The following is a 26,057-nucleotide window of genomic DNA, read 5'->3' on the forward strand; positions in this document are numbered from 1 at the left end:
ACTGCGTGCAGGCCGCCCTAGAGGCAAGCTCCACAACGGCGGTGGAAACGTTCTTTAAGCAACGATGTTCAGTATACACAAATCCATTTGTTTTTCAACGGTAATCGTTTTCTGTAATTCCTTGTTGACGGTGGTAAGATAACCAGCGTATTCATCACTCGACATGCCGGTTCGACAAGACCGGCCATATCTTCAGGAGAGCTGGTCATCATGGCAACAGCACAACGTTCCACCGTCATCACCGACCCGGTAGGCATTCACGCCAGGCCCGCTTCGGAATTCTCACAGGCCGCCGCATCCAGCGGATGCAAGGTCACCATAGCCAAGGGCGAAGGCAATCCCGTGGACGCCGGCAGCATTCTGATGGTCATGAGCCTGGGCATCGCCAAGGGCGACAAGGTCACCGTGACCGTCGACGGCGATGATGCCGAGTCCGTGGCCGATTCCTTGGTCACCAAGCTGACCCAGGCCGAGTAGCCCCGCCGCCAGCCGCAGCCGACATCCGTGGAGAGGACCTTCGAGGGAACCAATGGGACACACGGCGGACAACAAGCCTTCCATTGCCAACGTCGCAGCTCTGGCCGGAGTTTCGACGGCGACTGTGTCCCGCGTCCTTTCCGGCCATAGAAGCAAGAATGACGACATCAGCCGCAGGGTCAGGGCTGCGGCCGAGAAGCTCAACTATTCGGCCAACTTCGCTGCCAGCGCGCTCCGCTCGGACCGCAGCAGAACCATAGGGCTGGTTCTGTGCGGCGCCTCCACCGGCCTAGACGGGTCCATCCTGGATCTGCTCAGCAGAAGGCTGACCGAGCAGGGCCGCTACCTGCTGGTCATATCCGTCAGGGGCGACCAGGAGCGCGAGGCGGCCATCAGGTCCATGGCGGCCCGACAGGTCGAAGGAATCATCGTCGTTCCTTCGCTGGACGACGATCCGGTCGGCATGCCCGCCGACCTGCCATCCGGGCTGCCCATCGTTCAGGTCGGCGGCAGACCGGTCTCCTACCACACCAGCTGGGTCGGCACGGACCAGGCCGCCTCCATGCGGCTGATCATCGCCCACCTGGCCGAACAGAACGCGCACGCTGTGGCCTATCTGAGCCGCGAACTGAGCACCAGCGCTGCCACCGAGCTCTTCACGACCTTCTCCACCCTGACCAACACCTTGGGGATGACTCCTCAGCCGGACTGGGTCCAGTTCGGCCCATGCAGCATGCAGCGCGGCCACGATGCCGTCATAACCATGCTCAGCGGGGGAAACGACCGTCCCGATGCCATCATCTGCGGGGATGACTCGCTGGCTCTGGGCGCTCTGATGGCCTGCAACCAACTGGGCTTCCGGGTTCCCGACCAAGTCAAGGTGGCCGCCTTCGTGGACAGCCCGGCCTGCCTGGTCAGCAGTCCGACCTTGACCGCAGTCAAGACCCCCCTGGAAGGCATCGTCCAGGAGGCCCTGCGGCTGATCGACGCCAAGGGACAGTCCATTCTGCCATCCCACGTGGCTCTGCCGCCGGCACTGGAGTGCAGGGAATCGACCTGGTCGCCAAGGATCGGCAGCAGCGACATGACCTCGCCAGGCACTTTCGCCTGATGAACCCTTGGGTTTGCACTCAGACCAACAGGGTGCAGAAAAGGGCCTCGAAGTCCAGGAGCGGCGAACCGTTGGCAGCCAGCCTCCTGCGAGCCCGGGCGATCAGCTGAATGCGGTCGATAGCCCCCTGCCTGGAGAGTCTGACTGACAGATCGGCAATTGCCGCCCGATTCTCCAGATTGACCAAGCCGGCCTTCTCCTCGGCACCGTTCTGCAGGACGCCCACATCCCGGTAGACGCTGGCCAGGGTGCTCAGGTTGCGGTCCAGCACATCCCGGGTCAGTCTGGTGACCCGCCGACGGACCTGATCCTTGCCCCCCAAGGCATGGTAGGCCCCGCGCAGCTGCCGGGGAATACGCTCCTTGTCCCTGAGCCCGTTGATCTGCCGAAACTCCCGCTCGTCCCTGGCCACCTCATCGTCCACGGTGGCGGTGGCCTGATCGCGGGCCGCATCAACCACCCGAGCTGCCAGGATCACAGCATCCGAGGCGCGCCGCAGACCCAGCAGACCTACCACCAGCTCATCGCGGTCGGCCAGGACCTGACTCTTGGTGGCATAGAGACGGGCGATGCCGATATGCCCCTGAGCCAGACGGGCGGCCTTGGCGGCCAGAGGCCGGTCCACACCCACCTGGTCGGTCAGGAAATCGGCCACAGCAGTGTTGGACGGCACCGCCAGGTTGAGCACCCTGGTCCGCGAGCGGATGGTGGGCAGCACATCTTGGGCGCTGGGTGCACACAGGAGCCAGATGGTGTGCTCAGCCGGCTCCTCGATCTCCTTGAGCAGCACGTTGGTGGTCCGCTCCAGCATCCGGTCCACGTCTTCGATGATGATGACCCGCCAGCGCGAGGTTGAAGGCATCTGCTCCGAGGTCATGATCAGCTCCCTGACCTCGTTGATGCCGATGGTGACCTTGTTGGTGGACAGTATGGTCACATCCGGATGGGTTCCTGCCAGGACCTGCTGGGTGACACGGGTGGGTTGGTCGCTCAGCCCCTGATCCGGACTGATCAGGGCCGCCGCGAAAGCCCGGGCCAGATTGGAGCGCCCTGATCCAGGAGGGCCGCAGATCAGCCAGGACTGCGCCACCTCGTCATGGCCCTGCGCCTGAGCGGCCACCGTCCGCTTGAGCAGATCGACCGTGGGCTGCTGACCCACAATGGCATCCCAGACGCTCATCGGGTCTTCCGCAGGAGCCGGGACCGGAGCAGCCAGCGGGCCGGGGAATCCGCAGGAATCGAATCGTCGTCAGCATCCCCGCCGACTGTGCCCGCATCCATGGACTGGTCGTCCTGGCCTGGATCAGCCTCCGGTGTCTGATCGGACGCATCCGCAGCCTCAGTCCAGTCCGACTCGGCATCCTGCTCATCGTCCTCGTATCCTGCAGCCGATTCATCATCGTCGACCTGCGGCAGATCCGGCTCGCGTCCTTCGACCAACTTGTCCAAATCATCTTGGATGATCTGCCAGACTTGGTCGATGGGCTGGGTAGCGTCGATAACCAGGAACCGGTCGGGCTCATTGTGAGCCAGCTGCAGAAATGCCTGACGCACATGCTGCTGGAAGTCGTCGCCAGCCGACTCCAGCCGGTCAGGCTCATGATCCAGACGCGACTTGGACTGAGACGGATCCGCATCCAGCAGGTAGGTGCGCTTGGGCAGCAAACCCTGACTGGCCCACAGGCTCAGCCGACGGATCACATCCGCCGACAGATCACGGCCTCCGGCCTGATAGGCCACTGAGGAATCCAGGTACCGGTCGCAGAGCACAATGTCTCCTCGCTCCAGAGCCGGGCGCACCACCTGGGCCACATGCTCGGCACGATCCGCCGCATAGAGCAGGGCCTCGGTCCTAGGGGCCAGATCGTCGGAGGCGTCAACCACGTCGGTACCCCCGGTCACGGCAACGGAAGGAAAGGCGGCCAAGCCGTGCAGAACGAGTTCCCGAATGGTCAATCCGACCGGGGTGCCGCCTGGTTCACGGGTGATCAGGGACCGCAGGCCGCACTCCTGCAGATAATCGTGTGCTCGTTGGACCTGGGTGGTCTTGCCTGCCCCATCCACGCCCTCGAAGGAAATGAACAAACCATCGCTCATGCCTGATGCTCCGTACTCTTGGAAGTCTTGGCGGCCTTGGCCTTCTTTGTGGTTTTGCGGGTGCGAGCGGCCGATTTGCGAGCAGTCGACTTTCGTGCGGTCGACTTGCGAGTGGTCCGGCCGCGCCGCTTTGTGGGTCCGGCCGCGCGCTTCTCTGCCAGCAGACGGAAGGCCACCTCCGGTTCAATGGACTGGGCCGTGTACTGCTTGGGCAGGGTCCTGTTGGTCTGCCCGTCGGTGATGTAGACACCGTAGAATCCGTCCTTGATGGTGACGGGTTTGCCGCTGTCAGGGTCCGTACCCAGCTCACGAAGAGGAGGCTTGGCCGCGCTCCGGGAACGCCGTCCGTACTTGGGCTGGTCGAAGAGGGCCTTGGCCCCGGACTGGTCAATGGTGAAAATCTGGTCCTCATCGGTCAGCGAACGCGTCTCGGTACCGCCGTCGGCTTTGGTGGCCGTCAGGTAGGGACCATAGCGGCCGTTGCTGGCTGTGACTGTGGCCTGGCTGGTTGCTCCAGTCTTGGCATCGGTCAGCTCGATGCCGCCCACCGTCCTGGGCAGGCTGAGCAGCTTCAGGGCATCCTCCAAGGTGACCGTGTCCGGATCCATGGTTTTGAAGAGCGAGGCCATCTTGGGCTTAGGACCTGTTCGCTTGGCAGTCCTTGCAGTCTTAGTGGCAGGCTTCTTCTGTTCAGCCGCATCCTCTTCGGGGCTGATCAGGGCCACGTAGGGCCCGAATCGGCCCTTGCGCACCTCGACCCGACCGCCGGTCTCCGGATCTTTGCCCAGCTGACGGGGACCGCCAGCATTGGCAGCGATCAGTTCATGGCCCGCTGCCACAGTCAGCTCGTCCGGGGCCATGGTTGGTGGCAACGAAGCCCGCTTGGGGTTGCCGTCGGCATCCAAGTCGGCCGTATCCTCAAGATAGGGGCCATAGCGGCCGACCCTCACCTGCAGGCCATCGCCTATCTCGATGGTGTTGATCTTTCGGGCATCGATGTCTCCCAACTGGGCCACCTGCTCCTGCAAACCCTGATGAGCCTGATCAGCGTTCTGAGCGGCGCCCGGGCCCGAGCCGAAGTAGAACCGGGTCAGCCAGTCCTTGCCCCGCTCCTTGCCATGGGCGATCATATCCAGGCCGTTCTCCATCTGCGCCGTGAACTGGTAGTCCACGTACTTAGGGAAATTGGTCTCCAGCAGCCTGACCACTGAAAAGGCCAGCCAAGAGGGGATCAGCGCGCGACCGCGCTCGTAGACGTATCCGCGATCGATGATGGTCGAGATGATGCTGGCATAGGTGGAAGGCCTGCCGATCTCCTTGGCCTCCAGGGTCTTGACCAGGGAGGCCTCGGTGTAGCGGGCCGGCGGCTGTGTCTCATGACCCTCAGGCTCAAGGGCAGCAGCACGAAGCACGTCGCCCTTCTGGACCGGAGGCAGGGTTGAATCCCCATCGGTTTGTTCAGAGCCTGAACCCATGGCCTTAAGGAAGCCAGGGAACTTGATGACGGTGCCTGAAGCCTGGAAGTGGGCTGTGTCCTCCTTGCCCGCCGGCGCCGACAGGCGGATGGTGGCTGTGGATCCGGTGGCGTCAGCCATCTGCGAAGCCAGGGTGCGCCGCCAGATCAGGGTGTAGAGCTTGAGCTGGTCAGGGGCCAGACGGTCGGCCAGCTCCTGAGGCCTGTGGAAGGTGGAACCGGCGGGCCGGATGCATTCGTGGGCCTCCTGGGCGCCGGCGGTCTTAGTCACATACTGCTTGGACTCAGCCGACAGGTACTCGGCCCCGTACTCACGTTCGACCCCCTTGCGAGCAGCAGCAATGGCCTCCTGGGAGAGGGTGACCGAATCGGTACGCATATAGGTGATGAACCCGTTCTCATAGAGCCCCTGGGCAGCGCGCATGGTGGCCCGGGAACTCATGCCCAGTCGGTTGCCTGCCGTCTGCTGCAGGGTAGACGTGGTGAAGGGGGGCTGGGGACGCCGCCGGTAGGGCTTGGTCTCCATACCCGTCACCGTGAAGTCCTGATTCTTCAGCGTCTCAGCCAGGCTTCGGGCGTGCTGCTCATCCAGCTGCAGGACCTGCTCCTTGGCTGCAGCCTGCGTCAGCTGGCCCTTGGAGGTGAAGTCCTTGGAGACCGCCAGCCGCTGATCCCCCAGGCCGATCATCCGCGCCTGAAAACCGCCCGACGATGACGATTCCCCAGCATCCTCCTGCACCAGATGCGCTAGCAGATCCCAGTAGGAGGCCTTGACAAAGGCCATGCGCTCACGCTCGCGCTCCACAATCAGCCGAGTCGCCACAGACTGGACACGCCCTGCGCTCAGCCCCGGACCCACCTTGCGCCAGAGCACCGGTGAAAGTTCATAGCCATAGAGCCGATCCAGAACCCTGCGGGTCTCCTGGGCATCCACCATGTGGGCATCCACGTCCCTGGTGTGCTTGAGAGAATTCTTGATGGCCTCTGGCGTGATCTCATGAAAGACCATGCGCTTTACCGGCACCTTGGGTTTAAGGGTCTGGACCAGGTGCCAGGCGATGGCCTCCCCCTCCCGATCCTCATCAGTGGCCAGATAGAGCTCGTCGGCGTTCTTCAGCGCCTTCTTGAGCTCGGACACCGTGTGCTTCTTCTTATCGTCCACGATGTAGTAGGGCTTGAAGCCATCGTTCACGTCCACGCCGAACTTACCATAGGCCTTCTTCTGGGAGGCCGGGATCTGCGATGGCTGGGCCAGGTCGCGGATATGGCCCACCGAGGCCATGACCGTGTAGCCCTTGCCCAGGTACCCGCCGATCTTCTTTGCCTTGGTTGGCGACTCAACAATGACGAGCTTATTGCCGGATGCCATGGCCTCTCCTTATATTGTGGTCTTTCGCACGCCATCTTACTCACGAGGTTCCGTCACCATGCAAATCAAGAGGTCATGTGCACGGGTGTGGATCCCTGGGGTCGACAGTGGATGAACCAAAGACGTTCGGTACGCTCAGAGACTGACTTCAGTCATTTTGGGGAGGAGCCGGAGGCCGACCGACAAGGCCCATCCTGGTCAGAGGCGAGGCCGTGATCTGCCTCAGCGCCAGAACCAGCCCCAGGGTCAGCGACAGAAGGGAGGCCATCAGTATGACGGCCGAGCAATGAACCCCGTAGGCCGCCCACCGAGCGCCGATCTCCAGACCAGGGCTGACCTGCCAAATGACATAGCAGGCATAGAGCATCCCCAGGAACCCTGCCACCAGCATCAAGGTGGCGACAATCTGGATCGAAGCCGAGGACATCCTGGTTCCAGGAACGTCCATCCCGGTGCCACGAGTGACGGCCAGAGCAATGAGGCAGAGACCGACCGGAATAAGCACGCCCATGACCACGTCTGAGGGGCGGTGCCAGCCTCCCTGCACCAACGAGCAGCCCACAGACAAGTCAAAGGCGAACCCCACCAAGGCGACCGGAGCCCTCCAAACACGCGGCACCACACAGAGCAGAGCCAGCACCACCGCCAAAGCCAGGATGGTGTGCCCTGAGGGGGCCGAATTGGCTGTGGAAGCCTGAGAATGGATCAACACTGGGCGAGGCAGGAAGCGCTTGAGCATACGCGCCGCCCCGTAGACCACCAGAGCATAAACGGCAATTTGGCCGAGCAGCCACCACCGGCGCCTGACCAGAACAACCGCCAGGGCTACAAGGCCCAGCACCACGCAGATCACCACAGTCACATAAGGCATGGCGAACAGTCCCAGATAAGCCTTGACAAGGGGCGCCTGATCAAGGAAACCGCGGAAGTTGGTCAGGGCCATGTCGTCATAGGTCTGCCCGGGAACAGTCCACACAGCTGCCCACCAGACCAGAGCCGCCAGACCCAGGCAGGCCAGGCCGGCGACCAGGCACAGAACCAGGGCCGAAATCCGGGGGCGAGACGTCAAAGGATCCCGGTCAACATGGCTGCCGTCCGCTTCGGTCTGCTCATTCGGATCCCTGTACCAGGTTTCCTGGGCCTCGCCCTGCTTGTGCTTGTTGGTCATACCTCAAGACTCTAACCAACCCCTGGGTCGACAGCCGACACCCCGTCCGACGGACGCGTTCCCTTCACGACTTCAGCCAGCCCAGGCAGGACAACTATGAAAAACTCCCACGCACCCGCCAGAGGCCACTTACCCTTGCTGCATTCCTGCCCTGGGGGGATTGGGTGACATAACGCCACGTGAGAGCAAGTCACCATGATAGCAGACAGATTCCACTTGTCCACTAAAAGGCACCGAACCCTCCGTGCCAGGTGCACATTCAGTTGACATCACCGCCCGCCGTTTCCCCAACCAGGCCCGTCCGCTAGCATGTAAACAACAGGATCGCCGTACTCCAGCGGTTGATCACGGCCGGACCCTGACAACAGACAATAGGTACCCCGGCATCACAGCGACAAGGGATGGATGGCTGAAGACGAATGGCTGACATGGATGCTGATTTGGTGATTGTGGGCGCTGGACTGTTCGGTCTGACCGTGGCCCAGCAGGCGGTCGAGCACAGCGGGGCCCGGGTGCGGATCATCGACGTGCGCGACCACATCGGCGGCAACGCATACTCCTACATGGATAAGGAGACCGGGGCCGAAATCCACAAGTACGGCGCGCACCTCTTCCACACCTCCAACCGCAAGGTCTGGGAGTACGTCAATCGCTTCACCGAGTTCACCGACTACACCCACCGGGTCTACACCACCCACAAGGGCGAGGTCTATCCTCTGCCCATCAACCTGGGCACCATCAACCAGTTCTTCCACGCCCACTACACCCCCCAGCAGGCCAGGGATTTGATTCGTCAACAGGCCGGCGAATTGGCCGGGACCGACCCGGGCAACCTGAACGATCAGGGGATCAGCCTGATCGGCCGCCCCCTCTATGAGGCCTTCATCAAAAACTACACGGCCAAGCAGTGGCAGACCGACCCCTCACAGCTGCCCGCCTCCATCATCAAGCGACTGCCGGTGCGATTCAACTATGACAACCACTACTTCAAAGACACATGGGAGGGCCTGCCCAAGGACGGCTATACCGCCTGGTTCGAGCGGATGATCGACGATCCCCGCATCCAGGTGAGTCTGAAGACCGATTTCTTCGACAACTCCCAGCCCTGGAATCGGGATGCTTTGGTGGGACAGGTTCCCGTGGTCTACACCGGCCCGGTCGACCGCTACTTCGACTACCGCCTGGGCGAGCTCAAATGGCGGACCGTGGACTTCAAGGAGCGTCGCTACGACGAGGACGACCACTTCGGCTGCCCGGTCATGAACTTCTCGGATCCCGACGTGCCCTACACCCGCGCCATCGAGTTCAAGAACTTCAACCCCGAGCGCTACGACCGGCAGAACCATGAGCGCACCGTGGTCTGGGAGGAATACAGCCGATTCGCCGGCAAGGGCGACGAGCCCTACTACCCCATCAACACGGGCGACGACCGCGCCCTCTACACCCAGTACAAGCAGCTGGCAGCCCAGCAGCCGAAGGTGGTCTTCGGCGGCCGCTTGGGTACCTACGCCTACTACGACATGCACCAGGTCATCAATTCAGCTCTGGATGCCTGGGACAAGCGGATCGCTCCCCTGGTAGGCCATACCAAGGACTGAAACCCTGATTGCACTCCTGACGATCTTCTCAAGGCAATTCCTGACAGGAGCCTGAGACTGAAGAACTCGGCGCCAGGTTGAGCCAGCAAATCCGAAGCCGCTGTTCCGTTCAGAATACAAAGAGGCCGGCCACCTATGAAAAGCGACCGGCCTCTTTCCAGACCAAGCATCTACTATTCATGCCTCCGGGGCGACCTTGGAAGAGGCGCCCCAGACATCAATCAGTCAGAATTTGCAGGCTCAGGCGTGCCAGACGTCCTTGCCGTTCTCCTTGGCGGCCTTGACATCGGCATCCAGGGCGCTCTCGTCGCCCTCCACCTTGCCGGCAATGTAATCCTCGACCAGCTGGCGGGCCTCGTTGTCCTCATGCTGGACAGCGGGGGACTTCATGAAGTAGGAGCTGGGTGCCAGCACCGGGCCGGCCAGATGGCGGTCCAGGGCGATCTTGGCGGCACGCAGGGCATCGATGACGATGCCGGCCGAGTTGGGCGAATCCCAGACCTCCAGCTTGTACTCCAGATTCAGCGGGACATCACCGAAGGTGGTGCCCTCCAGGCGCACGAAGGCCAGCTTGCGGTCATCCAGCCAGGCCACATAGTCGGAGGGACCAATGTGGACGTTGTGGGGATCCATATCGTGAGGAACGATGGAGGTGACCGCACGGGTCTTGGAAACCTTCTTGGACTCCAGGCGGGAGCGCTGCAGCATGTTCATGAAGTCCATGTTGCCGCCCACGTTCAGCTGGTAGGTGCGATCCAGACGCACGCCGCGGTCCTCAAAGAGGCGGGCCATGACGCGGTGCGTGATGGTGGCGCCCACCTGGCTCTTGATGTCGTCGCCCACGATGGGCAGGCCGGCATCACGGAACTTCTGGGCCCACTCGGGGTCGGAGGCGATGAAGACAGGCAGGCAGTTGACAAAGGCGCACCCGGCCTCGATGGCGGCGGTGGCGTAGGCCTTGTCGGCCTGCTCAGAGCCGACGGGCAGGTAGGAGACCAGCACGTCGACCTTCTTGTCACGCAGAACCTGGGCCACGTCCACGGGCTCGGCGTCCGACTCGGTGATCATCTTGCTGTAGTACTCGCCCAGTCCATCGCCGGTCGGCCCGCGCAGGACCTCCACGCCCTTGTTGGGAACGTCGCAGAACTTGTAGGTGTTGTTCTGCGAGGCGAAAATGGCCTCGCTCAGGTCCTTGCCGACCTTGAGGGAATCCACGTCGAAGGCGGTCACGAACTCCACGTCACGAATGCGGTAGCCGCCGAAGTTGGCGTGCATGATGCCGGGGATCTTGTCATCATCCTTGGCGTCCTTGTAATATTCGACTCCCTGTACCAGCGAGGAAGCGCAGTTGCCCACGCCCGCTATAGCTACACGGATGCTCATACAAACTCCTCTGATTTACTGAGTTATTTCCAACCTAAGCATACCTTCTCCCGGTGGATTGCATGGTGGAATAGAGCCTCATATGCGTGCCAGCCGGCAGTACATACCTCCAGGGAGGGCACAAACGTACGAAAATGATGAACGTTCAGCCCTAGGTCGAACAGTTTTCAGCCCTGCCGGATAGCGTGGTTGGCATGGCCAATCAGACTCGTTCAGTCAGTTCGACCTCGCCCACCCGCAGGGCCCAGTCCGGGTCGCGCGGGGGCGGCAATCGCACCGACATCCCCACCTCGCGGCATGCCGACCGGAACCCCCGGGGTAACGGGCCCCACCGGGGACGACGTCGCAAGTCACATCGTGTGCTTAAGTGGATCCTGGCCCTGTTGGGACTGGTGCTGGTCGCCGGGGCGGCGGCCTTCGCCTACCTGTATCTGACCACCGAGATCATCCCACCGGAGAAGCAGGCCCTGGCGCAAAAGACCACGGTCTACTATGCGGACGGCACCACCCCCATCGGAACCTACGCCGACCAGAATCGGGAAATCATCGACTGCACGGTCCTTCCCAAGTATGTGGGCAATGCGGTGGTCGCCTCGGAGAACCGTTCCTTCTATAAGGACAACGGCATCGACCTCAAGGGCATCGGCCGGGCTCTGCTCAACAACGTGACCAAGGGCACCCGACAGGGCGGATCCACCATCACCCAGCAGTACGCCGAGCGCTACTATCTGGGCGAGACCACCTCCTACAAGGGCAAGCTGCGCGAGGCCATCCTCTCCCTGAAGATCTCCAGGACTGAGAATAAGGACACGGTTCTGTGCAACTATATGAACACCATCTACTTCGGCCGCGGCGCCTACGGGATCCAGGCCGCCGCCCAGAATTACTTCGGCAAGGACGCCAAGGACCTGACCATGCCAGAGTCGGCCATGCTGGCCGGCATCATCCCCGCCCCGGCCTCCTGGGATCCGGCGATCAACCCCAAGCAGGCCGAATCGCGCTTCCATCGGGTGCTGGGCATCATGGAAGAGGACCACTACATCAGCCACAAGGACCGGGTCGGCGCCCAGATGCCGCAGACCATCAAGTACTCGCCAGAGAACGTCTACCAGGGGCCCAACGGCTACCTGCTGCGCATGGTCCGCAACGAGCTGTCCTCCGGCAAAAAGGCCCCCTTCACGGCAGACGACCTGGACACGGGCGGCTACCGGATCATCACCACCATTCAGAAAGACAAACAGGATCTGATGTTCCAGGTGGCCAGTCCAACCACCGGCAACAAGCACCAGCCGCCCACCCTGCAGACCGGAGGGCTCTCGGTCGACCCCAAGACCGGCGCCATCATCTCCTTGTACGCGGGGGACGACTATCTGACCCACCAGCTCAACAATGTGGACCAGGCCACCTTCCAGGTGGGTTCGACCATGAAGGCCTACACCCTGTTGGGAGCCATCCAGGATGGGGTCAGCCTCAACACGGTCTTCAACGGCAACTCTCCACGCACCTTCTCCAGCGTGGGCAAATCCGTTGCCAACGCCGGGCAGGTCAGCTACGGATACATCAACCTCTACTCGGCCTTCGCCAACTCGGTCAACACGGTCTTCATGGATCTGGGCGAGCACGTGACCTCCCAGAAGACGGCCCAGCTGGCCCACACGGCCGGCATCACCGGCAAGATCGACGACACGACCACCTTCGACACCCTGGGTCTGGATGCTCTTTCGGTCTATGACGTGACCCAGGGCTACGCCACTCTGGCCAACGGGGGCAAGCGACCCCTGCTGCATCTGGTGGCCCAGGTCAAGGACGCCAAGGATCAGGAGCTCTACACCGCGGCCATCCAGTCGGACCAGGTCTTCAATGCCGACCAGGTGGCCCTGCTGCAGAAAGCCATGACCACCACGGTTCAGTACGGCACCGCCTCCTACGCACGTTCCCTGGGCCGGCCCATCGCCGGCAAGACAGGTACAGCCAACGATCAGACAGCCATCTCCTTCATCGGATTCACCCCCTCGCTTCTGACCACTTTCGCCGTCTGGAACCAAGGTCAGGATGGCAGTGCCCTCAAGGTGCCTGATGTCTATCAGAACGAGTTCTATCCGGTCCAGCTGTTCACCCAGTACATGAAGTCGGCCCTGGGCAACAGCCCGGTGGAGCGCTTCCCTGCGGCCGAGGACCATGGCAAGATCGGCGGACCGGACGGCAGCTGGGGCACCGGGTATAAGCCGAGCTACTCCTATACGCCCAGGCGCAACTACAACTATGAATACTTGCCTCAGCAGCGCAACCAGCAGCAGACAGTCCCGCAGGAGGAGTCAGGAGCCGGCAGCGGCTCGGGCTCAGGCAATGGAGGCGGGGCCGAAGGCGGCAACGGCGGAACCACCGAGGGCAACTCCGGGTCAGAGTCATCCCAACAGTAAGGCTGTCCGGACAGGCCGGTCCGATCCGGACGAATCAGCTGCGCTCGGATCGGACCGTAAGGCTGGTCTAGCTGGTCTGAGGTTGCTTTTTATCCCCTATGACCGCTAGCCGCGCTGGAAGCGGTTGAGGGCCGAGATGATGGCCTTGAGGGAGCTGGTGGAGATGGACGAATCGATGCCCACGCCCCAGATCACCCGGGACCTGGCCGGTTCGCCCACCCGGCATTCCACGTAGGAGGCGGCCAGGGCATCCGTGCCTGCGGTCATAGCGTGCTCGGCGTAGTCCAGAACCGAAACGGTCTGATCCAGGGACTTGAGTGCATCCAGGAAGGCCGCAATAGGACCGTTCCCATGCCCCTGAACACGACGGCGCTCCTCAGGATCGCCCGGGGCAAGTCCCCGGTCCAGCAGGGTGGCATCGAGAACAGTGTCGGAGCCGTCCTCGCCGGAGGTGACTGCCAGATTCAGGAGCTTGAAGCGTCCCCACTGCTGCAGGGTCTCGTCGCGCTGATCGGCCATGGACTCGCCGCCGACCACGCTTCCGCCGGCCTCCACGGGCAGGTACTCGTCCTTGAAGAGCCGCCAGATGTCGGCATCCTTGACCTCGCGCTTGGTCCTGTCGGCATAGCTCTGGACCAGTCGTTCGAACTCCACCTGAAGGCGCTTGGGCAGATCCAGATGGTGGTTGGCCTTGAGCAGGTAGGCCATGCCGCCCTTGCCCGATTGGGAGTTGACCCGGATGATGGCCTCGTAGTTGCCGCCCACATCCTTGGGATCGATGGGCAGGTAGGGCACCAGCCAGAGGAAGTCGTCGGGGTTGGCGTTGGCACGCAGAGCCGCCTGCTGCCTGGCATCCAGACCCTTCTTGATGGCGTCCTGGTGGGAGCCGGAGAAGGCTGTGAAGACGAAGTTGCCCACATAGGGGTGACGCTCGGAGACGGCGATCTGATTGCAGTACTCCACCGTCCGACGGATGCCGGGCATGTCGGAGAAGTCCAGCTGGGGATCGATCCCCTGGACCAGCATGTTCAGCCCCACCGTGCAAATGTCGACGTTGCCGGTGCGTTCGCCATTGCCCAGCAGGCAGCCCTCGACCCGGTCGGCCCCGGCCAGCAGGCTGAGCTCGGTGGCGGCTACGGCCATGCCCTCATCATTGTGAGGATGCAGGGAGAGCACCACCGCATCCCGGTCCTTGAGGTTGGTGGATATGTACTCCACCTCGTCAGCGAAGACGTTGGGGGTGGTCATCTCCACGGTGTTGGGCAGGTTGATGATCATGGGGTGCTCCGGCGTAGGCCGGATCACGTCGATGACCGCGTTGCAGACCTCCAGGGAGTACTCAGGCTCTGCGCCAGAGAAGGATTCGGGCGAGTACTCGTAAGAAAGATCGGTGCCCCCGGCATCGGCCTCCAGGGAGCGGCAGAGCTCGGCTGCGTCGGTGGCCAGCTTCTTGATGCCGGCCTTGTCCTTGTGGAAGACGACCTCCCGCTGCAGGACCGAGACCGAGTTATAGAAGTGGACCACCGCCCGCTTGGCCCCACGCAGGGCCTCGTAGGTACGGCGGATCAGATGCTCGCGGGCCTGGGTCAGGACCACGATGGTCACGTCGTCAGGGATCAGCTCGCGCTCTATCAGGAGGCGGATGAAGTCGTAATCGGTTTCGGAGGCCGAGGGGAAGCCCACCTCGATCTCCTTGAAGCCCATGGAGATCAGCAGATTCCAGAATCTCAGCTTGCGCTCGGAATCCATGGGATCGACCAAGGCCTGGTTGCCGTCGCGAAGATCCACCGAGCACCAGCGAGGCGCCCGCTTCAGGGTCTTGCCCGGCCAGGTGCGCTGCGGATAGTCAAAGGGGACCTGCTTGTTGTAGGCCACATACTTGGTGTAGGGCATGGCGCTGGGCTTCTGCGGCGAACCCACAAACCTGGGGGGAGGCAGCAGCAGGTCGTTGTTCCCTCCATTGGACGCCGCGGCCTGGGCCGCAAGATCAAACACGGATGCACGATCCTGATCCATCTCTCCTCCTTCTTTCGTTCGTCGGAAACCACAATGTCGCCCGGCCATGGGTTCGGTATGCCGAAGCCGCACCGGGGGTGCCATTATCTTACCGGAGGAGGGCCGGGACATGCGGTCCGGGTCCGCATTACGACGCAACGGAAGGCGAGCGCGCGGAGCCTGGCATAATTCGCGAGGTTGCCAAGGATGCAAATACCACACGATGCAGGCGCTGACAGAGTGCTCACTTCATAAGATTCAGTGGACAGGATTCACTGGAAGAGGGAGACGCCGCGACGGCCCTCGCAGTAGGCGTTGCCCAGCCAGGTGTGACGCGAGTTGGGCCAGACTGAACCCAGGCGGGGGGCGTTCTGGCTCATCCAGATGCTGGGCACACGCCCATCGGCGCTGTGGGAACCCAGCAGGTTGAAGCCGTTCTTGACCGCCAGCCAGTCGGGATGCTGGGTGGCGATGGCCAGACCCTCCTCCAAGGTCAGAGGTAGACGGTCGTCGGAATCGATCAGTTTGCGGGCCACGTCGGGCTCGCGGTTGGTGTAGCAGGTGCCGGTATGGGGCTCCAGAACGATGTAAAAGGGACCCTCGGGAGGCTCGAACCCGTTCTGCGGCAGGAAGCTGGCGATGTCACGCGGCGGCATGGTGGTGAAGCCGGCCATGCGGTTGATGCTGGTCCGGGCGATCAGCGACTCGGGCGAGACCAGCTCTCTGGTGGGGATGAGCAGGATCTGCTCGCCCAGCTCAGTGGACTCCAGTGCGGAGATCAGGGGCTGTGCCAAGGCTCTGAAAGCAGCGGCGCTGATGTCCGCCACATCCGGATAGCCCAAGGCCACGATCCGATCCAGTTGCCGCTGCACTTCTTGGGAAGATCTGGTCATGGCCTCCAGTCTAATTCGAATCTGCCGCGGCAAGCACCTGCACTGTCCACACCCGCCTGCCGGGGCGGGACATCGTATCGAGATTCAGCGCTGGCCGTACACGTGTTGGTATCGGTCGTTCAGACTGGCCACATCCTCGTCGGACAGGGGCACGGGCGTACCAATCTGCTCAGCAGCCCACACCGTACGCGCCACCTCCTCCGTCATCGCCGCTGCCTTTACCGCAGCTTCAGCATCCGCTCCGACCGTAAAGGGGCCGTGGTTGCGCATGAGCACCGCAGGACAGCCCGGATGTTCCGCCAGGGTCTCGACCACCCCGCGGCCTATCTGGTCCGAACCGATCAAGGCGAAGGGACCCACCGGCACCGGACCGCCGAACTCGTCACCCATCATCGTCAATACACATGGAATCGACCGGCCCACTGCAGCAAAGGCCGTAGCAAAGGTCGAATGCGTATGCACCACGCCGAACACTTCGGGCATGTGCCGGTAGATGTAAGCGTGCGAAAACACATCCGAGGATGGGGCGGCGGATCCGTCCACCACATGCCCCTCCAGATCCGTGACCACCATTGATTCCGGCGTCAACTGCTCATAGCGCACCCCGGACGGCTTGATCACCAGCAAGTCGGCTGAATGCAGACGCTGTGAGACATTCCCCGCCGTCCATACCACCAGCCCCCACTTGATCAACTGCGCATGCAGGGCAGCAACATGCTCACGGACCAGACCTACCTCGACACGCACCTCGTCAGGAAAATCAGCCAAGGACGTCATAAGAACCACCACCATTTCCAATATGGGGCCGGATCTTCCTGCGAAAAGCCGGCCCGGTTTGCTTACCTGCGCGTGCAGACCTTGCTGCGCATCCTCACAGGCTTTCCAGATCCTTGCCCTTGGTCTCCTGGGCAAAGAGGTATACGACGGCGCCGATGACCAGGCAGACGCCGAAGAAGGTGAACGCCGTGGTGACAACGCCGATGTTGATGTGCTGGGAGACATAGTCGCCGCCCACCAGGAGCCCCATGAATATAGGGCCTGCAATCTTGGCCGTGGCGCCGATGCCGTATCCCAGCCCCAGCCCGGTGGAGCGGACATCGTTGGGGAACTGCTCGCCGCCGAAGGCGTTGAGAATGCCGAAAACACCGTCAGCGAAGGTCATGATGACCAGGACGGCGATGTAGAACTGCCAGCCGGAATTATGGAAGAAGGCTGCGTAGAAGCATCCCAAGGCCCCGATGATGCCGAAGGAGAACATGGTCCAGCGCCGGCCGATGATGTCAGCCAGCCAGGCAGAGCCGAATCTGCCTATGCAGTCGGCCACGGAGACACCCATGAACAGGTAGGCCACCATCTGTGTCGAGAAGCCGAAGGCATCCTTCATCAGCGTCTGACCCCAGGATTGGATGGCGAAGGAACCCAGAATGAAGCAGAAGGAGCCGACCGAAATGATGACCAGCGGCTTTAGATGCTTGGACAGAAGCAGACGATAACTGGCCTTCTGCTCCTGCTCGACCTTGGGCAGGGCGCCGACCTGGTCCACGGGAAGCTCAAGAGCCCATGCCAAGGCCTTGCGGGCATCATTGTCACGGCCCACGCTCTGATAGAAACGGGGGGACTCCGGCACCGTCGCCAACCAGAACAGCAGAAGGACAGGGATAACGCCCAGGGCCACCAGCACGCGCCAATTGTCGCCGATCAGGCTCTGCGAGACGGATCCCAGGAGCAGACCCAGAGGAATGAAGACCGAGGCCAGACCGGAGAGCATGCCGCGCTGTCTGGCCGGGACGAACTCCTGGACATAGGGGATGGAGATGATGTTAAGGCCGCCTACGCCGACGCCCACACCGATGCGCAGGATGGCCAGCAGGATCCAGGCACCGTCAGGCAGGAAGACCGACAGAGCCGTGAAGACCACGAAGCAGAGAACACACCACTGGAAGGCGTGCTTGCGGCCGAAGCGATCGGCCAAACGCCCCCAGAGGATGGATCCGATGACTGTGCCCAGCCCGGAGCAGGCCAGGATGATTCCAGCGGAGACCCCGGTCAGGTGCCAGGCCGAAGTCAGGAGGGAGACCACGAAACCGATCAGGAACATATCGAAGAATTCGGAAATGTTGCCGGCTATGGCCAGGCCGATGATGCTTTTCTGATGTCCGGTCAGGGGACGAGCGTCTATCTGCTCGTAAGCAGTCAGCACTTCCCCGGCCTGTGTGACACGTGTATCACTCATAATGGGTTGCTTTTCTTTCTCGGATGATCATGATGACGGCGGCTCGACCACGGTATGGGTCTGACCGAAGGATCCAGGTCGCCTTCTCCGTCCTTGGAGAATGCTGCAGCAAACCTGGATCATGAAGGAACAGTTAGCGGTTGATATCCCCGCCCAGAGGAATATCCAGTTCCTGGGCGCGGATACGGGTCAGATCGCCCATATGCGTCAGGGCGTACTCGGCGGCCCGCTGTCCCCACCTGACACCGCACTCCACATCATCGGAGAGGAAGCCATGGAGGGTGGCAGCCACGAAGGAATCCCCGGCGCCGGGACGATCCACCACCGGAACCGGGGTGGTGACGTACTTCTTGATTCCCTTGGAGGTCCTCAGATAAGGACCATCCAGGTGATTGGTGGAAACGATGTACTCATTGCCGAAGCGCTGGTAGAGCTGCTCGCAGACCTCCTCGCCGGTCCCCTCGATTCCGAAGACGCTTTTGGCGTCCTTGATGGAGCAGAAAAGAATGCGGGCCTTATGAGCGATGGGCTCCAGAACCCTTCTGGCCTGGTCGCCGGTCCAGAGCTTGCTGCGGAAGTTCACGTCAAGGGCGATGTCGATGCCGCGCTTCTCCGCCTGCTCGGCCGCATAGGTCACCACCTGAGCCGTGGTATCGGTCAGGGCCGCCGTGATCCCGGTCAGGAAGAGCAGGCGGGTGTCCAGCATCCGGTCCCAGTCGTAATCCTCGATCCCCGTCGACCTGAAGGGGGTGTACTCGCGGTCGTAGATGACGTTGGCCGGCATGGGGGGCTCGCCCGGCTCCATGAAGTAGAGGGCGATCCGGCTGGCCGGCTTGCGGACCATGGTGCTCAAATCGACGCCCACAGACCTGTACTCGCTCAGGATGTATTCGCCCAAGTCCCCCTCCGGCAGTGAGGAGGTCCACAGGGTCCTGCGCTGAAGCTGAGCCAGGACTCCAGCCACGTTGGCCTCGGAACAGGCGGGATTCATCAGGACCGACCGGGCGTTCATCAGCCGCTCTCCCCTCCTGACCGTGAGCCTGATCTGCCCCTCTCCTATGGTCGAAAGGTCATATGCATGTTCTGCCATCATTCGCTCCTTGTCTACACGGTCGTTTTCCAGCATGGACCACGACGTCCGTTTCAGTCCGTATTACGACCTTTTGCATTCAAACTCGCACCGATCGGGCCGGCCCTTCCAGGGACAACCGCTGGCGCCATAGCCTCCCTGCCGATGGCAAGGGGGTGGAGGACCGGCACAACCACCCCCAGATCACAGCTGTGACGGCTGCGACCTTTACTTCAGCCTCTGGGGCCAAGCACCTCCATGCCGGCCCCGCGCAACCAGGTTTCCACTTTCTTCCTTGCATTCGTGACGATCTGATCGGCCTGATCCGAATCATCGTTCCACATCTCCAGCATGATCCGCCCCGACCAGGACTGCCGGGCCAGCTCGGCGAAAGCCGTGGGAAAATCGGCGCAGCCTTCGCCCATGGTGATCCGACGCGGCTGCCCCGGGAGCACATCCTTGACATGGATGGCCAGCATTCTGCCGGCTCCAGCCCTGAGCTCAGCCACGGCGTCCAGCTCCTGCTCATAAAGGTTGCCGATATCCGGGTACATGCTCAACCAGGAGGACCCGACCTGGTCGCAGATGGACAGCCCCCTGGTGATGGAGGTGATGTCATTGCCGTCCACATTCTCTATGCCCAGCATGACTCCGGCCTGGGCCGCATACTCAGCTGCCTTGGCCAGAACCTCCACATACCTGGCGCGCTGGCCAGGATCAGGGTTCTCGTAGTAGGCGTAATAACCGGCTACCTGGATCAGGGGAATGCCCGCCTCGTGAGCCAGATCGATTGCCTTGAGGAAGATCTCGTAGGCCTGACGGCGGATGGCTGGATCGGCCGAGCCGGGGCCCACCTTGCGGTGGCAGCTCAGGCAGATCCCTCCGACCTGGACGCCCTGGCGGTCAGCGGCCTGACGGAAGGCGGAAGCCTGGGCAGCCGTCCAGTCCAAGCGGGCCATCCGCTTGTCGCTTTCGTCAATGGACAGATCCATGAAGGTGAACCCATCGGCCGCCACCTGGGACATGAAGGCATCCCAATCATCCGGCTCGGCGGGGGACTTCAGGGCCTTCTCATAGATGCCCAGGGTGATGCTGCCGCTCATTGCGGCCACACCCTGCCGATGGTCTCCCGCAGCTCGGTCGCAGCGGCCAGTGGGTCGTCAGCCTTGACGATGCCTCGACCCGAGATCACCACTCCGACGGGAACTCCTTGGAAGAAGGGCAGATCCTTGGCCGTGACCCCGCCGGTCACAGTGACCTTGAAGCCCATCTGATGCAGCTGGCGGATGCGGTCCTTGTCGTCCTCCCCCCAGGTCAGCTTTCCGGCCGCTTCAGCGTCGCGGGAACGGTGGACGATGACCTGGGTGGCTCCAAGTCGCCGCCATTCGCGCGCCTGCTCGGGATCGTAGGTCTCGCCCAGCTCAATCTGGACCTCGCCGCCGAACTCCTGGGCCACCTTGACCACCTGCTCGACCGTGGTCATGCTGGCGCCGGCGACCACCGAAACCCAGCTGGCACCCGCTTCGAAGCAGGCGCGGGAGATGACCGCTCCGGCCTCGGCGATCCTGACATCCGCCAGGATGGTCTTATTGGGGTAGAGGGCACGAATCTCGCGCACGGCCCTCAGCCCTTCGGCGATGATCAGGACGGTTCCGCACTCGATGACGTCGACCTGGCTGATGGCCGCGTTCAGGGGCCTCAGGGCCGAAGGCATGTCAAAGGTGTCCAGCGCGATCTGCAGCTGGGGGCGTTCCAGGGTCTTGTCTGCTGCCATTGCGCTCAGGCCTCCTTACGGAAGGAGAAGAAGTTGTGGGCGTTGCGGATGAGCAGCTTGTCCACATAGTCGGGATCGAAGCCTTCGGCGATCATGCGGGGGCCGTCCACTGCCGGGTTGTAGTCCACGCCGCTCACAGAGCCGTAGACCTTCTGGTAGGAGCGCTTGCCGGAGTCCGTGCCCAGGAGGATCCGGTCCTCATAGCCGTCTTTCTTGAAAGCCCTGAGCTCCATCATTCTGTTGGAATCGGGCTGATACTTGATCCTGTTGGTGCCGTCGATCTCCAGATAGACGCCCAGATCCAGGATCTCCTCCAGATAGTAGACATCAGCGTTGCGCTGGATGTGGCCGATGGCGATCTGGTCGGCGGGAACCCCCAGTCCGATCAGGGTCTGGGCCTGTTCCAGACCACAGGTTCCATAGGTGGTGTGCGTGTTGATGGGCGCGCCGGTCTCGATGGCCGCCTTGGCAACCGCCTCCATGCACTTGTGCTCGAAGGGCGTGATCTCGCCGTAAGCAGTGCCGATCTTGATGACGCCTGCCTTATAGGGGCTGCGATCCACCAAGGGACCGGTGTAGTCGTTGCGGTCGATACCCTCGCGGATATCGGCGATGACCAAATCGGCGATCTGATCCACGCTGTAGCGGTTGATCCAGTGTGACTGGGTCTCCAGGTAGACATGCTCACGATGGAAGCCGGTGGCTCCGATGATCTGCAGGTTCTCCACCGAGCGGGCCACCTCGGCCAGCTTCTCGATGTCACGGCCGCAGTTGATGGGGCACATATCCACCACGGTGCCGCCCTGCTTGCTCCACTTCAGCGAAGCCTTGGCAAAATAGCCGGCCTCGGTCTCTGCCTTCTCGACCGAATCCAGTTGATGGTCCTTGTCCAGGTAGACCTCACCGGCTCCCACCCGGATCAGATGGTCGTGGCTGTTGACTACGCCAAGCGTGCTCGGGTCGACATCTCCCAGAATGGTTCGTGCGAATGCCATGTGAACTCCTTTGTTATTTGTACTTTGCGACTTCGCGGCACCGGTCTTCAGGCTCTTCCTCCCAGTGCCTTTGACAGGAGACAGACTATGTGAGCAGTAAATAAACAACAAGGATATTGATGAACATATGTACTTGAACCATGGGTTAAAACCCAGATAGATTACATTTTTACGCTTGAAAACAAGTATTTTTGAGACTTAAAGGCAAATAAGCAGTTTTTACTGAGTCTGATAAAATGTACATATGTTCAGCGATTTACAGATGATGACCACTTCGGATGCCCGCAAGCGGGTTCAGCTGCTTCTTCGCATAGCCCGCATGTACTACCAGGATCACATGCTGCAGTCCCAGATCGCCGAAGCAACAGGCTATTCCCGCCCCTCCGTCTCCCGAATGCTGAAAGAGGCCCAGGAGCGAGGACTGGTAAGGATCTCCATCGAGAATCCATTGGAACGGCTTGAAGACCTGGAGTCCAGGCTGATCCGACAATTCAATCTCCGTTGCGCCCGGGTCTCGGAGCCACCGCAGGGATGCACCGGGTATGATGTCGTGCCCCGAAGCGCGGCGGCTCTCCTGGTTGAGCAGACCAGGCCCGACTCTTTGATAACCGTCTCCAATGGCAACGCGGTCGCCTACACGGTTCGCGAAGTTCCTCTGCAAAACTGGACAAAGTCCAAGGTCGTGCAGATGATCGGCTCCCTGTCGCCGACCAATCCCATGACGGATTCACCGGAGATATGCCGCATGCTGGCCCAACGACTGGGTGGCAGCTATTCCACGCTGCCAGTGCCCATGATCCTGTCTTCAACCCCTGTGGCTGCAGCCATGCGCAAAGAACGCCAGATAGCCGACACCCTGACCCTGGGCGGACATGCCGACGTTGCGGTGGTGGGAGTGGGATCGGTCAAGGCTGGAAGATCAGGGCACATTTTCAAGGACTACGAAAATGCGGCCTTCATCAAGGAGGTGACCGAGCTCAAGGCTGTGGGACACATCTGCGGGCACCACATCGATGCCCAGGGCCGCCACATCCGAACCAGCCTGTGCGAACGCACTATATCGATTGAATTCGAACGCCTGAAGCGGATCCCCCTGGTCATAGGCGTGGCCTGGGGGCCGCAAAAAGTCGCCAGTATCCTTGCCTGTCTGCGGGCCGGGCTTATCTCAGCACTGGCCACCGACCGCGATACGGCCCAGGGGATACTTGAGCTGGATCGACGGCAGAGGGGATCAGGCGGACCAGCCTCACAGGTTTCGAGCCGAGCAAAGGCCAAGCAGGGCTGACCCTACATGAAAGCCATCAGGCAGACGGGGCCTGGCAGAGCCGGTCATCCCATGCTCAGAAGATGCACAGGACACTTTGGGTATGCCACGCAATCAGCCCAGATGCGCAATCAGAGCCTGTCGGCGAAGTGCTTGCGAGCGATCAGCTCGGCGATCTGCACGGCGTTGAGGGCGGCTCCCTTGCGCAGGTTGTCATTGGCCACGAACATGGACAATCCCCTCTTGCCCTCCACAGCCTGGTCCTGGCGGATGCGGCCCACGAAACTGGGGTCCTTGCCGGCGGCGTCCAGAGGAGTGGGTATATCCGCAAGACTTACTCCAGGAGCCTTGGACAGCAGGTCGCGGGCCTGATCTGGGGTGACGTCGTGCTCGAACTCGGCGTTGATGCTCATGCCATGGGCTGTGAAGACCCCTACCCGCACGCAGGTGCAGGAGGCGGCCAGATCAGGCAGGTGCAGGATCTTGCGGCTCTCATTGCGCAGCTTCTGCTCCTCGTCGGTCTCCCCGCTGCCGTCATCGACCAAGTCGCCTATAAAAGGAACGGCGTTGAAGGCGATGGTACGCACCACCTTGGTGGGCGGCGGGAACTCGATGGCCGATCCGTCGAAGACCAGTCGGTCGGCACCCTGCTCCACGGCGGTTTTGGCCTCGTCGCGCAGCTGGAGGACGCCGGCACGACCAGCCCCCGACACGGCCTGGTAGGAGGAGACGATCAGACGGCGCAGACCGTACGCCTTGGCCAAGGGGCTCAGCACCGGCATGCAGGCCATGGTGGTGCAATTGGGATTGGCCACGATCCGCCGGGGGATAAGATCCAGGTCCTCGGGGTTGACCTCGGACACCACCAGGGGGACCTCGGGATCCATCCGCCAATGGGAGGAGTTGTCGACCACGTAGGCTCCGGCCTCGGCGAAACGCGGGGCCCAGGTTCCTGAAGTCGAACCGCCGGCGGAGAAGATGGCCAAATCGATCCCGCTCAGGTCGGCCTGCTCAACATCCTCGACCGTGATGGTCCTGTCACGCCAGCGCAGCTGCTCTCCGGCAGACCGCGACGAAGCCATGAATCGCAGGTCGGCCACAGGGAAGTCCCGTTCGTCCAGCATCCGGCGCATGACCATGCCTACCTGGCCGGTGGCGCCCAGAACGGCTACATTGATGCCAGGGCGTCCGTTGCTCGCCAAACCAGCCTTATCCGTCATTGCTCTCTCCTCTCTGCTCAGCGACCCGTGCCGCCGTAAACGACCGCCTCGACCTGATCAGCATCCAAGTGGAAGGCCGTATGGATGGCCCGTACCGCCTCGTCCAGGTCCTGGATGGGCACCAGAGCGGAGATGCGGATTTCGGAGGTCGAGATCATGAGCACGTTGATATGTCGCTCACTTAAGGCCCGGAAGAAGGTGGCAGTGATGCCCGAATGGGTTTTCATCCCTACGCCTACCAGGGTCACCTTGCCCACCTCGGGATTGATGTCCACTGATCGGAACCCCAATTGCTCGCGGGAGTCATCCAGCATGGGGACCACCTGATCAGCCTGAGCGGACGGCAACGTAAAGGAGATGTCCACGGTGCCGGTAGCCGCCCCAGCCTGGACGATCATATCGATGTTGATGCCGCCCTCGGCAAGGATAGTGAAAAGCTGTGCGGCCACGCCAGGTCGGTCGGGCACGGCCCGCAGGCTGACCTGAGTCTCGCTGCGGTCGTGGGCAACCCCTGAGATGATGGGTGACTCAGGGCCGTTCAGGTCCGGGAATAGGTCACCCATGGATTCGCCGTTGGTCATGTCCTTCCTTCCGTCATATCCCGTCATTTGTCAGCGCGTGCGGCGGGGCGATCCGGCAGCTGGCCGGTCTCCAAATTGGGAATCTTGTCAGCATCGACATCGTCGGGCATGATCAGCGTGCCTGGGCGATGGGAAAAGGAACTGCGCACATGGATGGGCATGCGGAAGCGCTGGGCATACTCCACGCAGCGCAGGGCCAGCACCTTGGATCCGCCGGCCGCCATCTCCAGCATCTCCTCATATGAAATGCGGGCGATTCTACGGGCGGTGGGAACAATGCGCGGGTCGGCGGTGAAAACCCCGTCCACATCGGTATAGATCTCGCAGACATCCGCCTTGAGTGCCACGGCTAGGGCCACAGCCGAGGTATCCGAGCCGCCACGACCCAGTGTGGTGGCATCGCCGTCGGGGTTGACCCCCTGGAAGCCTGCCACAATCCCCACCTCGCCTCGGTCCAGGGCCTTCATGACTCGCTGGGGTCGGACATGGCGGATGTGGGCTGCGCCGTAGCGTGCATCAGTCATGAATCCCGCCTGCGAACCGGTGAAAGAATGGGCGTGCTCGCCTTGTGCATGGATGCTCATGGCCAGCAGGCTCATGGAGATGCGCTCCCCGGCCGTCATGAGCATGTCCATCTCTCGGGCAGGAGGATTGGAATCCACATCCATGGCCTGGTCAATCAGATCGTCAGTGGTGTCCCCCATAGCGGAAACCACCACAGCAATGTCATTGCCGGCGCGCTTGGTGTCAATAATGCGCTTGGCCACACGCTTGATGGAGTCCGAGTCCGCCACCGAGGACCCGCCATACTTCTGAACGATAAGTGCCACTGCTGTTCCATCCCGCGACGGTTAAGCCACTAGACCATCATCTGCAACATGTTGATTACATGGATTATACGAACGACACCGTTCTATCAGACCCCCTCCACCAATA

20 protein-coding genes, 1 other RNA gene and 1 pseudogene are annotated in these 26,057 nt (G+C 61.9%); 5 read left to right on the plus strand and 17 right to left on the minus strand.

Annotation, left to right across the window (positions count from 1 at the left end; translation table 11 throughout):
- Positions 1 to 210: 210 nt before the first annotated feature.
- Both ACUIAG_RS06020 and ACUIAG_RS06025 read left to right on the plus strand, forming a co-directional pair.
- A complete protein-coding gene (locus ACUIAG_RS06020; protein ID WP_024626952.1) occupies positions 211 to 477 on the plus strand; it encodes an HPr family phosphocarrier protein in 267 nt (88 codons plus the stop codon).
- A gap of 52 nt (positions 478 to 529) precedes the next feature.
- Positions 530 to 1,588: a LacI family DNA-binding transcriptional regulator gene (locus ACUIAG_RS06025; RefSeq protein WP_445339351.1), complete on the plus strand. Its 1,059-nt coding sequence runs from the start codon at positions 530 to 532 to the stop codon at positions 1,586 to 1,588.
- A 19-nt stretch (positions 1,589 to 1,607) separates the two neighbouring features.
- On the opposite strand, the gene ACUIAG_RS06030 is transcribed toward ACUIAG_RS06025, so the two are convergent.
- The 5 genes and pseudogenes from ACUIAG_RS06030 to ffs form a co-directional block, all read right to left on the minus strand.
- A complete protein-coding gene (locus ACUIAG_RS06030) occupies positions 1,608 to 2,768 on the minus strand; it encodes a DNA polymerase III subunit delta' (RefSeq protein WP_306221413.1) in 1,161 nt (386 codons plus the stop codon).
- Between the two features lie 257 nt (positions 2,769 to 3,025).
- Positions 3,026 to 3,685, minus strand: a pseudogene (gene tmk, locus ACUIAG_RS06035) (dTMP kinase); the annotation flags it as partial.
- Positions 3,682 to 6,528, minus strand: coding sequence for a type I DNA topoisomerase (gene topA / locus ACUIAG_RS06040; protein WP_445339352.1), 2,847 nt, complete (start codon positions 6,526 to 6,528; stop codon positions 3,682 to 3,684). The pseudogene tmk and the gene topA, both read right to left, overlap by 4 nt.
- A 148-nt stretch (positions 6,529 to 6,676) precedes the next feature.
- Complete coding sequence (locus ACUIAG_RS06045; RefSeq protein ID WP_445339353.1) at positions 6,677 to 7,696, minus strand: phosphatase PAP2 family protein; 1,020 nt, start codon at positions 7,694 to 7,696, stop codon at positions 6,677 to 6,679.
- Positions 7,697 to 7,794: 98 nt separating this feature from the next.
- Positions 7,795 to 7,885: signal recognition particle sRNA small type (gene ffs, locus ACUIAG_RS06050), an RNA gene on the minus strand.
- Positions 7,886 to 8,115: 230 nt separating this feature from the next.
- Between ffs and glf the strand changes: the two genes are divergently transcribed.
- Positions 8,116 to 9,294: a UDP-galactopyranose mutase gene (gene glf / locus ACUIAG_RS06055; RefSeq protein ID WP_045924936.1), complete on the plus strand. Its 1,179-nt coding sequence runs from the start codon at positions 8,116 to 8,118 to the stop codon at positions 9,292 to 9,294.
- A 240-nt stretch (positions 9,295 to 9,534) separates the two neighbouring features.
- Here the strand turns inward: glf and ACUIAG_RS06060 are convergent, their stop codons facing one another.
- Complete coding sequence (locus ACUIAG_RS06060) at positions 9,535 to 10,677, minus strand: inositol-3-phosphate synthase (protein ID WP_024626959.1); 1,143 nt, start codon at positions 10,675 to 10,677, stop codon at positions 9,535 to 9,537.
- Between the two features lie 194 nt (positions 10,678 to 10,871).
- On the opposite strand from ACUIAG_RS06060, the gene ACUIAG_RS06065 reads away from it, so the two are divergent.
- Positions 10,872 to 13,097 (plus strand): transglycosylase domain-containing protein, encoded by a 2,226-nt coding sequence (locus tag ACUIAG_RS06065; RefSeq protein ID WP_445339354.1) that lies wholly within the window; start codon positions 10,872 to 10,874, stop codon positions 13,095 to 13,097.
- A 105-nt stretch (positions 13,098 to 13,202) separates the two neighbouring features.
- Here the strand turns inward: ACUIAG_RS06065 and leuA are convergent, their stop codons facing one another.
- The 8 genes from leuA to ACUIAG_RS06105 form a co-directional block, all read right to left on the minus strand.
- Positions 13,203 to 15,113, minus strand: coding sequence for a 2-isopropylmalate synthase (gene leuA, locus ACUIAG_RS06070; RefSeq protein ID WP_445339355.1), 1,911 nt, complete (start codon positions 15,111 to 15,113; stop codon positions 13,203 to 13,205).
- Positions 15,114 to 15,364: 251 nt separating this feature from the next.
- Positions 15,365 to 15,985 carry a DUF5701 family protein gene (locus ACUIAG_RS06075; RefSeq protein ID WP_024626962.1) on the minus strand — a complete coding sequence of 207 codons (621 nt, stop codon included), beginning with the start codon at positions 15,983 to 15,985 and terminating at the stop codon, positions 15,365 to 15,367.
- Between the two features lie 84 nt (positions 15,986 to 16,069).
- Entirely contained in the window at positions 16,070 to 16,762 is a 693-nt protein-coding gene (locus ACUIAG_RS06080) for an L-ribulose-5-phosphate 4-epimerase (RefSeq protein WP_313838513.1), read from the minus strand.
- A 94-nt stretch (positions 16,763 to 16,856) separates the two neighbouring features.
- Positions 16,857 to 18,218: an MFS transporter gene (locus ACUIAG_RS06085; protein ID WP_445339356.1), complete on the minus strand. Its 1,362-nt coding sequence runs from the start codon at positions 18,216 to 18,218 to the stop codon at positions 16,857 to 16,859.
- A gap of 133 nt (positions 18,219 to 18,351) precedes the next feature.
- Complete coding sequence (locus ACUIAG_RS06090; RefSeq protein ID WP_445339357.1) at positions 18,352 to 19,308, minus strand: sugar kinase; 957 nt, start codon at positions 19,306 to 19,308, stop codon at positions 18,352 to 18,354.
- Between the two features lie 212 nt (positions 19,309 to 19,520).
- Positions 19,521 to 20,390 (minus strand): L-ribulose-5-phosphate 3-epimerase, encoded by an 870-nt coding sequence (locus ACUIAG_RS06095; protein WP_445339358.1) that lies wholly within the window; start codon positions 20,388 to 20,390, stop codon positions 19,521 to 19,523.
- Positions 20,387 to 21,061 (minus strand): 3-keto-L-gulonate-6-phosphate decarboxylase UlaD, encoded by a 675-nt coding sequence (locus tag ACUIAG_RS06100; RefSeq protein WP_445339359.1) that lies wholly within the window; start codon positions 21,059 to 21,061, stop codon positions 20,387 to 20,389. The genes ACUIAG_RS06095 and ACUIAG_RS06100 overlap by 4 nt, the downstream gene beginning before the upstream one ends.
- Positions 21,062 to 21,066: 5 nt before the next feature.
- Positions 21,067 to 22,056, minus strand: coding sequence for a phosphotriesterase family protein (locus tag ACUIAG_RS06105; RefSeq protein WP_445339360.1), 990 nt, complete (start codon positions 22,054 to 22,056; stop codon positions 21,067 to 21,069).
- A 244-nt stretch (positions 22,057 to 22,300) separates the two neighbouring features.
- Between ACUIAG_RS06105 and ACUIAG_RS06110 the strand changes: the two genes are divergently transcribed.
- A complete protein-coding gene (locus ACUIAG_RS06110) occupies positions 22,301 to 23,341 on the plus strand; it encodes a sugar-binding transcriptional regulator (RefSeq protein ID WP_445339361.1) in 1,041 nt (346 codons plus the stop codon).
- Between the two features lie 110 nt (positions 23,342 to 23,451).
- Here the strand turns inward: ACUIAG_RS06110 and ACUIAG_RS06115 are convergent, their stop codons facing one another.
- From ACUIAG_RS06115 to ACUIAG_RS06125, 3 genes are read right to left on the minus strand one after another with little or no spacing between them, the layout of a single operon-like run.
- On the minus strand, positions 23,452 to 24,540 hold the full coding sequence (locus tag ACUIAG_RS06115; RefSeq protein ID WP_445339362.1) for an aspartate-semialdehyde dehydrogenase: 1,089 nt from the start codon (positions 24,538 to 24,540) through the stop codon (positions 23,452 to 23,454).
- A 17-nt stretch (positions 24,541 to 24,557) separates the two neighbouring features.
- A complete protein-coding gene (locus ACUIAG_RS06120; protein WP_045924944.1) occupies positions 24,558 to 25,121 on the minus strand; it encodes an ACT domain-containing protein in 564 nt (187 codons plus the stop codon).
- Positions 25,122 to 25,144: 23 nt separating this feature from the next.
- Positions 25,145 to 25,951 (minus strand): aspartate kinase, encoded by an 807-nt coding sequence (locus ACUIAG_RS06125; protein ID WP_445339363.1) that lies wholly within the window; start codon positions 25,949 to 25,951, stop codon positions 25,145 to 25,147.
- Positions 25,952 to 26,057 lie beyond the last annotated feature (106 nt).

It is taken from the genome of Bifidobacterium sp. ESL0825 (genome assembly GCF_052606465.1).

Excerpts from the sequence above, each read along its gene's own strand:
- ACUIAG_RS06020 (WP_024626952.1), top strand. The coding sequence starts at position 211 with ATGGCAACAGCACAACGTTCCACCGTCATCACCGACCCGGTAGGCATT.
- ACUIAG_RS06025 (WP_445339351.1), top strand. The coding sequence starts at position 530 with ATGGGACACACGGCGGACAACAAGCCTTCCATTGCCAACGTCGCAGCT.
- ACUIAG_RS06030 (WP_306221413.1), bottom strand. The coding sequence starts at position 2,768 with ATGAGCGTCTGGGATGCCATTGTGGGTCAGCAGCCCACGGTCGATCTG.
- topA (WP_445339352.1), bottom strand. The coding sequence starts at position 6,528 with ATGGCATCCGGCAATAAGCTCGTCATTGTTGAGTCGCCAACCAAGGCA.
- ACUIAG_RS06045 (WP_445339353.1), bottom strand. The coding sequence starts at position 7,696 with ATGACCAACAAGCACAAGCAGGGCGAGGCCCAGGAAACCTGGTACAGG.
- glf (WP_045924936.1), top strand. The coding sequence starts at position 8,116 with ATGGCTGACATGGATGCTGATTTGGTGATTGTGGGCGCTGGACTGTTC.
- ACUIAG_RS06060 (WP_024626959.1), bottom strand. The coding sequence starts at position 10,677 with ATGAGCATCCGTGTAGCTATAGCGGGCGTGGGCAACTGCGCTTCCTCG.
- ACUIAG_RS06065 (WP_445339354.1), top strand. The coding sequence starts at position 10,872 with ATGGCCAATCAGACTCGTTCAGTCAGTTCGACCTCGCCCACCCGCAGG.
- leuA (WP_445339355.1), bottom strand. The coding sequence starts at position 15,113 with ATGGATCAGGATCGTGCATCCGTGTTTGATCTTGCGGCCCAGGCCGCG.
- ACUIAG_RS06075 (WP_024626962.1), bottom strand. The coding sequence starts at position 15,985 with ATGACCAGATCTTCCCAAGAAGTGCAGCGGCAACTGGATCGGATCGTG.
- ACUIAG_RS06080 (WP_313838513.1), bottom strand. The coding sequence starts at position 16,762 with ATGACGTCCTTGGCTGATTTTCCTGACGAGGTGCGTGTCGAGGTAGGT.
- ACUIAG_RS06085 (WP_445339356.1), bottom strand. The coding sequence starts at position 18,218 with ATGAGTGATACACGTGTCACACAGGCCGGGGAAGTGCTGACTGCTTAC.
- ACUIAG_RS06090 (WP_445339357.1), bottom strand. The coding sequence starts at position 19,308 with ATGGCAGAACATGCATATGACCTTTCGACCATAGGAGAGGGGCAGATC.
- ACUIAG_RS06095 (WP_445339358.1), bottom strand. The coding sequence starts at position 20,390 with ATGAGCGGCAGCATCACCCTGGGCATCTATGAGAAGGCCCTGAAGTCC.
- ACUIAG_RS06100 (WP_445339359.1), bottom strand. The coding sequence starts at position 21,061 with ATGGCAGCAGACAAGACCCTGGAACGCCCCCAGCTGCAGATCGCGCTG.
- ACUIAG_RS06105 (WP_445339360.1), bottom strand. The coding sequence starts at position 22,056 with ATGGCATTCGCACGAACCATTCTGGGAGATGTCGACCCGAGCACGCTT.
- ACUIAG_RS06110 (WP_445339361.1), top strand. The coding sequence starts at position 22,301 with ATGTTCAGCGATTTACAGATGATGACCACTTCGGATGCCCGCAAGCGG.
- ACUIAG_RS06115 (WP_445339362.1), bottom strand. The coding sequence starts at position 24,540 with ATGACGGATAAGGCTGGTTTGGCGAGCAACGGACGCCCTGGCATCAAT.
- ACUIAG_RS06120 (WP_045924944.1), bottom strand. The coding sequence starts at position 25,121 with ATGACCAACGGCGAATCCATGGGTGACCTATTCCCGGACCTGAACGGC.